Raw genomic sequence first — 12850 nt, 5'->3', positions numbered from 1 at the left:
GAACCACCCGCCACTGAACCGGAGTTGTCCCCATGCGCCTGTGCACCCTCACCCTGAACGGCCGGACCGACGTCGGCATCGCCGCCGAGGGCGGCGTCGTACCGCTCAGCGCACTCGCCGAGCTGACCGGCACCGAGCTCGGGCCGACGCTGTTCGAGGTCGTCACCGAGGGCCAGACCGAGCTGATCCGGGCGGCGCTGGCCGATCCCCGGGCCGCCGGGCTGGCCGTCCCGCTGGACGAGAGCACCCTCGGGCCGATCTACCGTCAGCCGCCCAAGATCTGGGGCGTGGGCCTCAACTTCGGCGGCCACGCCGCCGACCTGGGTGCCCAGCAGCCCACCGGCTCCCCCGGCTCGTACCTGCGGCCGAGCAGCTGCGTGATCGGCCACGGGGACGAGATCGTGCTGCCCACCCAGTCCCAGCGCGTCACCGCCGAGGCCGAGCTCGGCCTGGTCATCGGCCGGACCTGCAAGGACGTCGCCCCCGAGGAGGCCGCCTCGGTGATCTTCGGCTACACCACCGTCCTGGACATGACCGCCGAGGACGCGATCCGGATCAACCCGCGCTACATCCCCTGGGCCAAGGGTTTCGACACCTTCTGCTCGCTCGGCCCCTGGATCGTCACCCCGGACGAGGTGGGCGAGCTCTCCTCGATCCGGATCACCACCCTGGTCAACGGCGAGACCATCGCCTCCAACACCGTCTCCGCCATGCTGCGGGACCCGCACTGGCAGGTCGCCCACTTCTCCGGCGGCATGACCTTGGAGGCCGGCTCGGTGATCTCCACCGGCACGCCGGGTGCGGGCTGGATCAAGGACGGCGACCGGGTCGAGGCGGTGGTGGAGCGGGTCGGGACGCTGCGCAACACCGTCCGCCAGGCCGTCAAGTAAGGCCGCCCGAGATGGACTTGGGGATCGCGGGGCGCACCGCCCTGGTCTGCGCCTCCACCTCGGGGCTCGGGCGGGCGGTGGCCGAGGCGCTGGCCGCCGAGGGGGCCCGGGTCGTGGTCAGCGGGCGCCGGGCCGAGCTGGCCCGGGAGGTCGCGGCGGGGCTGCCGGAGGCCGTGGGCGTGGCCGCCGACCTGCTGGCCCCCGGCGGGCCGGAGCAGTTGGTGGCCCGGGCCACCGAGGCGTACGGGCCGGTGGACATCCTGGTGCTCAACGGCCCCGGGCCTCGGCCGGCCACCGTCACCGAGCTGGCCGCCGAGGAGCTCGGCCCCGCCGTGGACTCGCTGCTGACGGTGCATCACCGGCTGGTCTCGCTCACCCTGCCGCACATGCGGCGCCAAGGCTGGGGCCGGGTACTGGCGATCGGCTCCGGCGCGGTGGTCGCCCCGATCGGTGACCTGGCCCTCTCCGGCATCGGCCGCACCGCGCTGGCCGCCTACCTCAAGATGCTGGCCGCCGACTGCGCCGCCGACGGCGTGACCGTCAACCTGCTGCTGCCCGGCCGGATCGCCACCGACCGGGTCGCCCGGCTGGACGCGGCCCGGGCCACCCGCGACGGCACGGCCCCGGACGCCGTCAGCGCGGCCTCCGCCGCCGCCATCCCGGCCCACCGCTACGGCACCCCGGCCGAGTTCGCCGCCTGCGCCGCCTTCCTGTGCGGCGCCCCGGCGGCGTACGTGACCGGCACGGCGATGCGCTGCGACGGCGGGCAGGCGCCGGTGCTCTGAGGCTCAGGGCACCGGCGCCGGGAGCGGCCGCCTCGGCGTCCGCGCTAGGCGGAGCGCTCCATCTGCTCCGGTTCCGGTAGCCGGCCCACGTCCACCCGGCCCCGGGCGGCCTCGACCGCGCCGGGGCCGTGGAGGGTGAAGGTGAAGTCCCGGTGGACCTTGGCGTCCAGGGGGACGGGGAGGTGGACACGGCCGTCGCCCACCAGGCGGCGGAGGTCACCACGGCTGAGGCCGAGGCCGAGACCGAGGAGGCGTTCCGCGCGGATCGGGGCCGGGAGGTCGAAGTGGACCAGGACCTCGAAGGCCCGGGGGTCGTCGAGGGCGTAGAGCGGCATCCGGGTGTCGAGCTCCCAGGTTCCCGCCCAGTCCAGGCGGTGGCCGTTCTTGGCGGCGAGTGACGCGCTCATCGTCAACTCCCGTACCACGACGGGGTCGTTGGTCTCGTAGGCGACCAGGCGGGCCGGGTCGAGGGAGGAGACGTGGGTCCGCTCGTGGACGGGGACCTTGGAAGTGCGGTCGCAGCCCGCGCAGCTGAGGAGCAGCCAGACGTCGAGGAGCTTGCCGCTGGCGTTGACCCGGATCTTGCCGGAGGCGCGGTGCCGGGTGGAGGGGCAGTCCGGGCAGGGCCGGACGACGGCGGGCAGGCCGAACTGGCGCACGGCCCAACGGGCCTTGCGATTGGTATGCATGTGGGTGATCGCTCTCTGGACAGGACGGGAGCGCGCGTCGTCACCCCGGGGGCGGTTCGCCCACGCCGAGGGCGGGATCGTGGTCCTGCGCGCTGGGTTGGATGCTCGGAGGCAGCCGTCACTTGTCCATGGGTGCGATCATGCTGAAGACCGGCGGTCGCGGCAACCGGTTTTTTCCGACGGCACGTCAGCGGGCCTCAGGAGTAGTGCCCTCCGGTGATCCCGGCCAGCGGGTCCTCGACCTCGGCGAGCAGCTGCGGCCCGTTCGAGCGGACGCTGTTCACGGCGGTGGCCACCGGCCGGATCGCCAGCTCGGCGGCGGGGACGGAGAGCAGGGCGCGCAGTTCCTCCACCTCCGCGAGCTCCGGGTCGAGCCAGGCGTCCAGGTGGTCGGGGTGCAGGGTGACGGGCATCCGGTCGTGGACCCGGCCGGCCGCATCCACCGCCTCGGTGGTGAGGACGGTGCAGGTGACCAGCCAGGCGGCCGGATCGTCGTCCGCGGTCACCGCGCGGTCCCGCCAGTACTCGTACAGTCCGGCCATCAACAGCGGTACGCCGTCCGGGCGGTGGAGGTAGTACGGCTGCTTGAAGGCCTTGCGCCCTTCCCCGGCCTCGACCGGCTTCCACTCGAAGTAGCCGTCCCCCGGCACCACGCAGCGCCGCGCCGCGAAGGCCTTGCGGAAGGAGGGCTTCTCGTGCGCCGTCTCCACCCGCGCGTTGATCAGGCGTGCCCCGGCCTTGGGGTCCTTGGACCAGGACGGCACCAGCCCCCACCGCAGCGCCTCGACCCGCCGCACGAGCTCCCCCGTCTCCCGGTCGACCCGTTCCAGCACTGCGGCCACCGGATCGGTCGGCGCGACGTTCCAGGACGGCGCCAGGGTCTCGGCGGAGGGCCAGACCACCGCGCGCAGCAGCTGGGCGATGTCGGACGGGGTGGAGGTGGAGACGAAGCGACCGCACATGACCCCATCCTCCCCTCCCGTCCCCCTTCCGGTCAGCCGAACCACCGACGGGTCAGCCCTCGAGTTGCCGCTCCAGGTCGGCCAGGGTGCGGTAGCAGGGCAGCACCTGCGCCAGTGAGGCGTTCGGCTCGCGGCCCTCCCTGATCGCGGCGACGAACTCGCGGTCCTGGAGCTCGATGCCGTCCAGCGAGACGTCGACCCCGCTGACGTCCACCGGTTCGTCCTTCCCCGTCAGCAGGTCGTCGTAGCGGGCGAGGTAGGTGCCGGTGTCGCCGATGTAGCGGAAGAAGGTGCCGAGCGGGCCGTCGTTGTTGAAGGAGAGCGAGAGGGTGCAGATCGCTCCGCTCTCCGCCTGCAGCTGGATCGACATGTCCATCGCGATGCCCAGCTCGGGGTGGACCGGACCCTGGACGGCGTTGGCCCTCACGATCGGCGAGCCGGTCTGGTACGCGAACAGGTCGACGGTGTGCGCGGCGTGGTGCCAGAGCAGGTGGTCGGTCCAACTCCGCGCCTGCCCGAGAGCGTTGAGGTTGCTGCGGCGGAAGAAGTAGGTCTGCACGTCCAGCTGCTGGATGCTGAACTCCCCGGCCGCGACCCGGCGGTGGATCCACTGGTGGCTCGGGTTGAAGCGCCGGGTGTGCCCGGCCATCGCGACCAGGCCGGTGCGCTCCTGCGCCGCGACGCAGGCCTCGGCGTCCGGCAGCGAGGCGGCGACCGGGATCTCCACCTGGACGTGCTTGCCGGCCTCCAGGCAGGCCAGGGTCTGGGCGGCGTGCATCGGCGTGGGGGTGGCCAGGACGACGGCGTCCACGTCGTCCATCCCCAGTACCTCGTCCAGGTCGGCGGCGGCCCGGCCGATCCCGTGCTCGGCGGCGAACTTCCGCGCGCTCTCCAGGCCGGAGCTGACCACGGCGGCCACCTCCACGCCCTCGATCCGGCGCAGGGCGGCGGCGTGCTTGGCACCGAAGGCGCCGCCGCCCGCGAGGGCGATCCGCAGGGGCTGGTGCTCGCTCATGTCACTCCTCCTCCGCAGAACCGGCGTGCGGCTGCGGGTGGTTGGTCAGGGTGTGGCCGGCCGGGCTGTGGCTGGCCGGGCTGTGGTCGGTCAGGCTGTGGTTGGTCAGGATGAGGTGGCCGACGGCGGTGTTGGACGCCGGCACGTGGTAGAAGCGGTGGTCGGCCGAGACGGTGCCGCCGCCGTCGACGTCGCTCAGCGCGCCGCGCGCGATCAGCCACATCACCAGCTCGATGCCCTCCGACCCGGCCTGTTCGACGTACTCCAGGTGGGGCACCGAGGCCAGGCCCGCCGGATCGTCCACCAGCCGGTCCAGGAAGGCGTTGTCCCACTCCCGGTTGATCAACCCGGCGCGCGGTCCCTGGAGTTGGTGGCTCATCCCGCCCGTCCCCCAGACCTGGACGTTCAGCGGCCGGTGGTAGGACTCCACGGCCCGGCGCAGGGCCCGACCGAGGGCGAAGCAGCGCGCGCCGGAGGGCACGGGGTACTGCACCACGTTGACGTGGAACGGGATCACCTTGCAGGGCCAGCGCTCCACCTCGCCGAAGACCAGCGAGAGCGGCACCGTCAACCCGTGGTCCACCGCCATCTCCTGCGCCAGCGTCAGGTCGAAGTCCTCCCGGATCAGGGAGTGCGCGAGGTGCGCGGCGAACTCCGGGTCGCCCTCGACATCCGGCACCGGGCGGGGGCCGTAGCCCTCGTCGGCGACGGGGAAGGCCGCGCCGGTGCCGAGCACGAAGGTGGGGACCAGGGAGAGGTCGAAGGCGGTGGCGTGGTCGTTGTAGACCAGCACCACCACGTCCGGAACGTTCTCCCGGGCCCACCGCCGGGTCGCTTCGTACCCCTCGAACACCGGCTGCCAGTACGGCTCCTGGGTCTTCCCGTGATCCATCGCGGCACCGATGGCCGGCACGTGCGAGGTGAAGACGGCGGCCGATATCCGGGCCCGTCCGGCCGGCTCCGCATGGGCGGCCTCCAGCACGGCGTGGTCCAGCCGCTGCCCCGCCGGGCGGCCGCCGGCGACCATCATCGCGCGGTACTCCTCCTCGGTCATGCCGGTCATCGAGCCCGCCATCTGCTGGAACGAAAGACCCAGCGTGGCACCCCACTTGGCGAGGAAGTAGATGTTCCCGCCCTCGGCTATCGCGGCGTTGAGGTCACGCTCCAGCAGCGCCCGCCGCTGCTCCTCGCGCAGCGGCCAGGCGTCCAGGTAGGCGCGCTCGTCGGCCAGGTAGGCGGCCCGGTTCTCGGCGGTGGTGAGCGACATGCAGAACTGGTTGAGGTGGTAGCCCTTGGCGGACTGCTCGGCGTCGAAGATCGTGGTGCCCGGCACCAGCCGGTACGTTCGGTCCATCCCGCTCAACTCCCGTACTCTTCGGGCCAGTAGAGGCGCATCGGATTGTCCACCAGCAGGCCTCGCAGCAGCCCTTCGCTCGGGGCGAGGTGTGTCAGGTGGTCGACCAGCAGGCCGTCGTCGGGCATGTGGCCGGTCAGGTTGGGGTGCGGCCAGTCGGTGCCCCAGAGCACCCGGTCGGGGAACTCCTCGACCACCCGCCGGGCGAACGGCACCACGTCCCGGTACGCGTCCCGCTCGCCGTCCAGCGCCGGCGGGCCGGTCAGCGAGAGCCGCTCCGGGCAGCTGACCTTGCACCAGATGTCCTCCCGGGCCCGGAGGAAGTCGAGGAAGGCGCCGAACTCCGGGCCGTCCACGTCCCTGGAGACGTCCGGCCGGCCCAGGTGGTCGACCACCAGCGGGACCGGGACGGAGAGGAAGAACTCGGCGAGCTCCGCCAGGTCGGCGGCCTCGAAGTAGAGCACCACGTGCCAGCCGAACGGCGCGATCCGCTCCACCACCTCCCGCAGCTCCTCGGCCGGGGTGACGTCCACCAGCCGGCGGACGAAGTTGAACCGGACTCCGCGCACGCCCGCCTCGTGCAGCTCCCGCAGCTCCGCCTCGGACACCCCGGGCCGAACGGTGGCCACGCCCCGGGCCCGGCCGCCGGAGCGGCGCAGCGCGTCGACCAGGGCCCGGTTGTCGGCGCCGTGGCAGGTGGCCTGGACGATCACGTTGCGGACCAGCCCGAGGTGGTCCCGCAGGGCGAAGAGCTGCTCGGCGGAGGCGTCGCACGGGGTGTACTTGCGCTCGGGGGCGTAGGGGAAGGTGTCGGCGGGGCCGAAGACGTGACAGTGCGCGTCCACCGCCCCCTCCGGCAGGGCGAGTCGGGGCCGGGACGGGGCCGGGTCCCACTCCAGCCAGCCCGGGGTCTTCTCGACGGCCATGGTCAGTCCTCGTAGCGCAGTCCGAGCGCGGCCAGCGGGCCGCGCATGCCGTACATGTCCAGACCGAGCTCGCCGGCCGCCAGCCGCTCGCGCTTGCCGGCCTCGTTGGCCTCGCGCACCGCCGCGGCCGCGGCCACCTCGGCGGCCCGCTCGCGCGGCACCACCACCACGCCGTCGGCGTCGGCCAGCACCACGTCGCCGGGCCGGACCAGCGCGTTGGCGCACACCACCGGGACGTTGACCGACCCCAGGGTGGCCTTGACCGTGCCGCGGGCGTTGACGGCGCGGGCGAAGACCGGGAAGTCCATCGCCGCCAGCTCGGCCACGTCCCGGACCCCGCCGTCGACGACCAGCCCGGCGCAGCCCCGGGCCCGGAACGAGGTGGCGAGCAGTTCGCCGAAGAAGCCGTCCTCGCTCTCGGTGGTGCAGGCGGCCACCACCACGTCGCCGGGCCGCAGTTGCTCCGCCGCCACGTGCAGCATCCAGTTGTCGCCGGGCTGGAGGAGGACGGTGACGGCGGTGCCGCAGAGGCGGGCGCCGGGGTAGGCGGGGCGCAGGTACGGACGGGTCAGGCCGGTGCGGCCCATCGCCTCGTGGACGGTGGCCACGCCGAAGGCGGAGAGCGCGTCGACGGCGGCGGGGTCGGCGCGGGTGATCGAGGTGCGGACCAGGCCGAGTTCGGGGTGTTCCACGGGTGTCCTCCTGAGGGGTCGTCAGCGGGCGGGGTGGCCAGGGCGAGTGGCCAGGCGGGCGGCCAGGCGGGGGTGGACGCGCAGGGCGTTGCCGCCGAGGACGTCGGCGCGCTGGGCCTCGGTGAGGTGCTCGGTCGCGTCGAGGTAGCGGCGGGTGTCGTCGTAGTGGTGGCCGGTGCGCGGGTCGGTGCCGCGGACGGCGCCGATCATCTCGTTGGCGAAGAGCAGCGCCTCGGCGGGGACGACCCGGGTGAGCAGGTCGATGCCGGGCTGGTGGTAGACGCAGGTGTCGAAGTACACGTTGCGGCCCAGGAGTTCCTCGGGCTCCGGCCGTCCGAGCGCCTGCGCCAGGCCGCGGAACCGGCCCCAGTGGTAGGGGACGGCGCCCCCGCCGTGCGGGATGACCAGGCGCAGGGTGGGGAAGTCGGCGAACAGGTCGCCCTGGAGCAGCTGCATGAAGGCGGTGGTGTCGGCGTTCAGGTAGTGCGCGCCGGTGGTGTGGAAGGCCGGGTTGCAAGAGGTGGAGACGTGCACCATTGCCGGGACGTCGTACTCCACCAGCGCCTCGTACAGCGGGTACCAGCTCCGGTCGGTGAGCGGCGGGGCGGTCCAACTGCCGCCGGAGGGATCGGGGTTGAGGTTGACAGCGACCGCGCCCAGCTCCTCCACCGCGCGCCGCAGCTCCGGCAGGCAGCTCGCCGGGTCGACGCCGGGCGACTGCGGGAGCATCGCGCCCATCGCGAAGCGCTCGGGGAGCAGGGTGGCGACCCGGTGTACCAGGTCGTTGCAGATCCGGGCCCACGTGGCCGAGACCGCGAAGTCGCCGACGTGGTGGGCCATGAAGCTGGCTCGCGGGGAGAAGACCATCAAGTCGGTGCCGCGCTCGTCCATCATGCGCAGCTGGTTCTCCCCGACCGCTCGGATCAACTCCTCGTCGGATATCGAGAGTTCGTCCGGGTCGGGGGCGTCGGCCGGTGAGCCGGCCGCCGCGATCTGGCGCTCCCGCCAGGCGGCGAGCTGGGGTGGGGCGGTGGTGAAGTGACCGTGGCTGTCGATGATCACGTGGGGCGCTCCTGAGAGGGTGTCGGGGTGTCAGCGACCGGCGGAGGGCCAGCCGGTGTACTGCTCGGCCAGGTAAGTGCGTCCCGCCCGGGTGCCCACCACGCAGTCCAGCTCGCCGAGTTGGCGCCGCAGCTCGAACGCGGTGGCCCCGGGCGGGGTGTGCAGCAGCCGGGTCATCCAGGAGGAGAAGTGCTGGGCCCGCCAGACCCGGCGCAGCGCGGCCGGCTGGTACTCGTCCAGCGCCGGCTCGCCCTCCCGCCCGAGGGCGCGCACCAGCGCACCGGCCAGCACCTTGACGTCGTGCAGCGCCAGGTTCAGCCCGCGGGCGCCGGTCGGCGGCACGGTGTGCGCCGCGTCACCGGCGAGCAGCAGCGAACCCCAGCGCATCGGCTCCTGGACGAAGGAGCGGAAGCGCAGCACCGTCCGCTCCAGGACCGGCCCCTCGGTCAGCCGGAAGCCGTCCTCGCCCGCCACCCGGGCCTGGAGGGTGGCCCAGATCCGCTCCTCCGGCCAGTCCTCGACCCGCTCGTGCGGGGCGCACTGGAAGTACATCCGCTGCACGTCCTCGGTCCGTCGGCTGATCAGCGCGAAGCCGCGGGCGGAGTGCGCGTAGACCAACTCCGGCGCGCTGGGCGCCGCTTGGGCCATCACGCCGAACCAGGCGAACGGGTACTCGGCGCCGTGCCTGGTCCGGTGCCGCTCGGGCACCAGGTCGCGGCAGGTGGAGCGGGAGCCGTCGGCGCCGACCACGTAGCGGGCCCGCAGTTCGTGCCGCGTCCCGTCGGCGGCGGTGAACCGCACCCGGGGCGCGGTGGTGCCGACGTCCGACACCTCGGTGTCGCGGACCCCGAAGTGGACCGTCCCGCCGTCGCGTTCGCGGGCGTCGGCGAGGTCCTTGAAGACCTCCGTCTGCGGGTAGAGCCAGACCGAGGCGCCGACCAGTTCCTGGAAGTCGATCCGGTACGGGCGGCCGGCCACCCGCAGTTCGGTGCCGGTGTGTTCGTGCCCCTCGCGCAGGATCCGGTCGCTCACCCCGGTCTCCACCAGGTCCCGGGCCACGTCGGCCTCCAGGATGCCGGCCCGGTGAGTGGTCTCGATCTCCGCGCGGGTCCGCAGGTCGACGGCGACGCTCTCCACGCCCGCCCGGCCCAGCAGATGAGCCAGCATCAGCCCCGCCGGGCCGGCCCCGACCACAGCGACAGGCACCTCGGTGACGGTGTCGACGGCGGTTTCGGACACAGTGGCTCCTTGGAGGGTGGAGTAGGTGCTGGGTACGCCCCGAACGCTGACACCCTGCGCCCCGCCGCGTCGCCACCCTTTCCGTCAGGCGGAAAGCCTCACCCCCAGCCCCCTCCCACCGGGCAGGATCGACACCCTCACCAAGTCCTCAGAGCGCCGTCCGGGCCCGCCGCCCCAACTCCTCGGAGATCCCGTGCACCGCCCTCAGCAAGGGCTCGCGCAACCTGCGCGCCCGGTCCGCGCCCCGCGCCGCCACCACGATCCCCAGCACCGCGCCGACCGGCCCGGTCCGGCCGATCCGCACCGGGGCGGCCACCGCCACGGTCTCCTCCTGGAGCTGACGGTCGCTCACGAAGACCTGCTCGCGCCGGATCAGGTCCAGTTGCGCGCGCAGCTCCTTCGGGTCCGTCACCGTGTGCGCCGTCCAGGCCCGCAGCGGCGCGGCCAGCACCTCCTCCTGCAGCTCCCTCGGCGCGTACGCCAGCAGCACCCGCCCCATCCCGGTCGAGCCGACCGGGAAGCGTGTGCCCACCATGGTCAGCAGGTCCACCGAACGGTGCCCGGCGATCCGCTCCACGAAGACCAGTTCGGTGCCCTCCCGGACCGCCAACTGGACGTTCTCGTGGGTGACTTCGTACAGGTCCTGCATGAACGGCAGCGCGGCGTCCCGCAGGATCTGGGTCCGCGGACAGCCGGAGGCGATCTCCCACAGCCGCAGCCCCACGTGCCAGGAGCCGTCCTCGGCCCGCTCCAACGCACCCCAGGCCGCCAGCTCGGCCACCACGCGGTGCGTCGTGCTGACCGCCTGGCCGGTGCGGCGGGCGATCTCGGACAGCGTCAGCGCGGGGTGCTCGCGGTCGAAGAGCGCCAGCACCTGGAGGACCTTGCCGGCCGCCGTGACCCGGGACGTACTCATCCCGTCAGTCTCCCATCCCGCCCCCACCCCACACCGAAGGCATCCTGGTGAACGAGCTCCCGACCGACTCCCGACCGCTCCTCGGTCTCTCCTCGATGGCCGTCCGTCCACTGCTCGCCGCCCTCACCGCCCGGGGCCTGCCCGCGCGCTTCGAGGCCGCCGGCGGCGTCGAGACCGCCCGCCGCATCCGCGCGGGTGCCCGCGCCGACCTGGCCGTGCTCGCCGACGACGCCCTCGCCGCCCTCGACCGCGAAGGCCACCTCGCCGCCCGGCCCCTCCCCCTCTGGGACTCCGAAACCCTCGCCGCCGTCCCGGCCTCCGCCCCACCCTCCCCCCTCGCCACGGTCGACGACCTCCGCGCCCTCCTCCTCTCCGCCACGACGATCGCCCACTCCACCGGCCCCAGCGGCACCGCCGTCCTCACCCTCCTCTCCCGCCTCGGCCTCGCCGACCGCCTCACCCTCCGTCAGGCCCCGCCCGGCGTCCCGGTCGCCGCCCTCCTCCAGGACGGCACCGCCGACCTGGCCTTCCAACAGCGCAGCGAACTCACCGCCCACCCCGGCATCCGCCTCCTCGGCCCCCTCCCCGGCCCCACCGCCATCACCACCACCTTCTCCGCCGCCGTCCTCGCCGCCTCCCCCCGCCCCGCCGAGGCCCACCACCTCCTCACCCTGCTCCGCTCCGACGAGGCGTCAGCCCTGGCGCACGGGCTGCGCCCGCACAACCCCGCCCCATCACCGTCCAATTGAGATGCACCCGGACCCTGCCGGGCTGAATCATGGGCGGATGCTCTCGGACCTGCTCTCGGACCTGTGGCCGCTGTACGGCCTGACCATCCACACCCCGCGCCTCCGGCTCCGCCTTCCCCGCGAGGCCGAACTCGCCGACCTCGCCCACCTCGCGGGCCGGGGCGTGCACCACCCGGACGAACGGCCCTTCCTCACCCCCTGGACCGAGGGCTCCCCGTCCGAGCGAGAGCGCAGTGTCCTGCGCGGCCACTGGGCCGACCTGGCGGAGTGGGAACCCTCGGACTGGGGGCTCCAGTTGGGGGTCTTCCTCGACGGCCTGCCCCTGGGTCTGGTCGCGCTCAACGGCCGCGCCTTCCCGGTGACCCGGCAGGTCACCACCTGGTCCTGGCTCGGCCTCGACCACCAGCGCCAGGGCTACGGCACCGAGGCCCGCGCCGGACTCCTGACCCTCGCCTTCGACCACCTCGGCGCCGCCGCCGCACTCACCACCGTCTTCCAGGACAACCACCCCTCCCAAGCCGTCTCCCGCAAGCTCGGCTACCGCCCGGACGGCATCTCCGTCGACGCCCGCGGCACCGACGCCCTGGTCTCCGACCGCCTCCGCCTCACCCGCGCCGACTGGTCCGCCGTCGAACACCCCCGGGCCTCGGTGACAGGCCTGTCCCCCGAGTGCCTGGCCATGTTCGGCCTCTGACCAACCCCACCGGACAGCCGGACGGTGTCCCCGCAGCGCCTCTGGGCCGCTCGGGCGGGTAGGACGTCGGCGGACAACCCGGCCGCCCTCAGCCGGGATGGACCTCGAGTGGCTTCTCACCGGAACGTCGCGGGGCAAGGACGGCGCTGTAGTGCTTGTCGAAGGTCAGCAACGCGGGCCGACTGAGGCGCCAGGCAAGCGCCGCGTTGACGCAGTCGGCGAGCCCGAGGGCCTGGCCGAGATGACGGCGCATCAACTGCTCCGCTTCCGTCAACACCAGACGGTCGACCATGGCGATCTGGACTCGTCCCTGGCCGGCAAGCGCACCGATCCGGGTGACGGCGTCGACGGAGGCCTGCTCCCCGGAGCGGACGTGCAGGAGGTGATCCAGCTCGGCCAGGACCAACGGCGAGATGATCAGGGTCTTCGGCAGGTTCAGCGTGACCACCCCGGCTCGGTGAAGACTGTCACGCGCGTTGAAGGCAGCCAACAGCACACCGGTGTCGACAACCGCGAAGTCCGGCGGCGTCACTGCCGGCGGGGCGGCGGTCATCGGCCGAAGCCCTCGGCCAGGTGGTGGTCGGCGGTGGCGGCCAGGTCTTCGGGTCCGTCGAACAGGGCCCAATCCGCGAACTCGCTCTCGCCGATGGCGGTGGTCGGCAGTTTCAGGGCACCGGTCAAGTACTCCAGTGCGAGCGCCTCCGCCGGTCGCCCGAGAACAGCGGCGAGCTCCCGCAGTGCGGCTGCCTCCGGCCCCGTGACCGTCACCTGAGCGGTGATCGGCCGCGCCTGAGGTTCCTCCGCAGCCTGACCGTGCCCATCCATCCCGACCTCCTCGTCTGGCTTGCCGGTAACGGCCGGGTGGCCGGTCCCTGGA

General features: G+C 73.4%; 15 protein-coding genes. 4 read left to right on the top strand and 11 right to left on the bottom strand.

Annotated elements, in window-relative coordinates; genetic code table 11:
- Positions 1-32 precede the first annotated feature (32 nt).
- Both ACZ6ZR_RS17970 and ACZ6ZR_RS17965 read left to right on the top strand, forming a co-directional pair.
- The gene (locus ACZ6ZR_RS17970) at positions 33-890 is read left to right on the top strand and encodes a fumarylacetoacetate hydrolase family protein (RefSeq protein WP_465643349.1); all 858 of its coding nucleotides are present in this window, start codon (positions 33-35) and stop codon (positions 888-890) included.
- A gap of 11 nt (positions 891-901) precedes the next feature.
- Entirely contained in the window at positions 902-1675 is a 774-nt protein-coding gene (locus ACZ6ZR_RS17965) for an SDR family oxidoreductase (protein WP_465643347.1), read from the top strand.
- A 44-nt stretch (positions 1676-1719) separates the two neighbouring features.
- On the opposite strand, the gene ACZ6ZR_RS17960 is transcribed toward ACZ6ZR_RS17965, so the two are convergent.
- The 9 genes from ACZ6ZR_RS17960 to ACZ6ZR_RS17920 all read right to left on the bottom strand — a co-directional run bounded on the left by ACZ6ZR_RS17960 (position 1720) and on the right by ACZ6ZR_RS17920 (position 10530).
- On the bottom strand, positions 1720-2364 hold the full coding sequence (locus ACZ6ZR_RS17960; RefSeq protein ID WP_465643345.1) for a DUF1062 domain-containing protein: 645 nt from the start codon (positions 2362-2364) through the stop codon (positions 1720-1722).
- Between the two features lie 197 nt (positions 2365-2561).
- A complete protein-coding gene (locus ACZ6ZR_RS17955) occupies positions 2562-3326 on the bottom strand; it encodes an SOS response-associated peptidase (protein ID WP_465643343.1) in 765 nt (254 codons plus the stop codon).
- 52 nt (positions 3327-3378) lie between these two features.
- Complete coding sequence (locus tag ACZ6ZR_RS17950; RefSeq protein WP_465643341.1) at positions 3379-4341, bottom strand: Gfo/Idh/MocA family oxidoreductase; 963 nt, start codon at positions 4339-4341, stop codon at positions 3379-3381.
- 1 nt (position 4342) lies between these two features.
- Positions 4343-5695 (bottom strand): protocatechuate 4,5-dioxygenase subunit alpha, encoded by a 1353-nt coding sequence (gene ligA / locus ACZ6ZR_RS17945; RefSeq protein ID WP_465643339.1) that lies wholly within the window; start codon positions 5693-5695, stop codon positions 4343-4345.
- A gap of 5 nt (positions 5696-5700) precedes the next feature.
- A complete protein-coding gene (locus tag ACZ6ZR_RS17940) occupies positions 5701-6621 on the bottom strand; it encodes an amidohydrolase family protein (protein ID WP_465643337.1) in 921 nt (306 codons plus the stop codon).
- A gap of 2 nt (positions 6622-6623) precedes the next feature.
- A complete protein-coding gene (ligK, locus tag ACZ6ZR_RS17935) occupies positions 6624-7313 on the bottom strand; it encodes a 4-carboxy-4-hydroxy-2-oxoadipate aldolase/oxaloacetate decarboxylase (protein ID WP_465643335.1) in 690 nt (229 codons plus the stop codon).
- A 21-nt stretch (positions 7314-7334) separates the two neighbouring features.
- Entirely contained in the window at positions 7335-8375 is a 1041-nt protein-coding gene (locus ACZ6ZR_RS17930) for an amidohydrolase family protein (protein WP_465643333.1), read from the bottom strand.
- A gap of 30 nt (positions 8376-8405) precedes the next feature.
- Complete coding sequence (locus ACZ6ZR_RS17925; RefSeq protein WP_465643331.1) at positions 8406-9614, bottom strand: 4-hydroxybenzoate 3-monooxygenase; 1209 nt, start codon at positions 9612-9614, stop codon at positions 8406-8408.
- 148 nt (positions 9615-9762) lie between these two features.
- On the bottom strand, positions 9763-10530 hold the full coding sequence (locus ACZ6ZR_RS17920) for an IclR family transcriptional regulator (protein WP_465643329.1): 768 nt from the start codon (positions 10528-10530) through the stop codon (positions 9763-9765).
- A gap of 47 nt (positions 10531-10577) precedes the next feature.
- On the opposite strand from ACZ6ZR_RS17920, the gene ACZ6ZR_RS17915 reads away from it, so the two are divergent.
- Together ACZ6ZR_RS17915 and ACZ6ZR_RS17910 are read left to right on the top strand one after the other, a co-directional pair.
- On the top strand, positions 10578-11279 hold the full coding sequence (locus ACZ6ZR_RS17915; RefSeq protein ID WP_465643327.1) for a molybdate ABC transporter substrate-binding protein: 702 nt from the start codon (positions 10578-10580) through the stop codon (positions 11277-11279).
- Between the two features lie 37 nt (positions 11280-11316).
- Positions 11317-11973: a GNAT family N-acetyltransferase gene (locus ACZ6ZR_RS17910; RefSeq protein WP_465643326.1), complete on the top strand. Its 657-nt coding sequence runs from the start codon at positions 11317-11319 to the stop codon at positions 11971-11973.
- 88 nt (positions 11974-12061) lie between these two features.
- Here ACZ6ZR_RS17910 and ACZ6ZR_RS17905 read toward each other — a convergent pair whose 3' ends face one another.
- Both ACZ6ZR_RS17905 and ACZ6ZR_RS17900 read right to left on the bottom strand, forming a co-directional pair.
- On the bottom strand, positions 12062-12526 hold the full coding sequence (locus tag ACZ6ZR_RS17905) for a type II toxin-antitoxin system VapC family toxin (RefSeq protein ID WP_465643324.1): 465 nt from the start codon (positions 12524-12526) through the stop codon (positions 12062-12064).
- Complete coding sequence (locus ACZ6ZR_RS17900) at positions 12523-12741, bottom strand: hypothetical protein (protein WP_465643322.1); 219 nt, start codon at positions 12739-12741, stop codon at positions 12523-12525. The genes ACZ6ZR_RS17905 and ACZ6ZR_RS17900 overlap by 4 nt, the downstream gene beginning before the upstream one ends.
- Positions 12742-12850 lie beyond the last annotated feature (109 nt).

It is taken from the genome of Kitasatospora sp. NPDC088742 (assembly GCF_055584905.1).
This window is presented reverse-complemented; position numbering and strand designations above follow the sequence as displayed.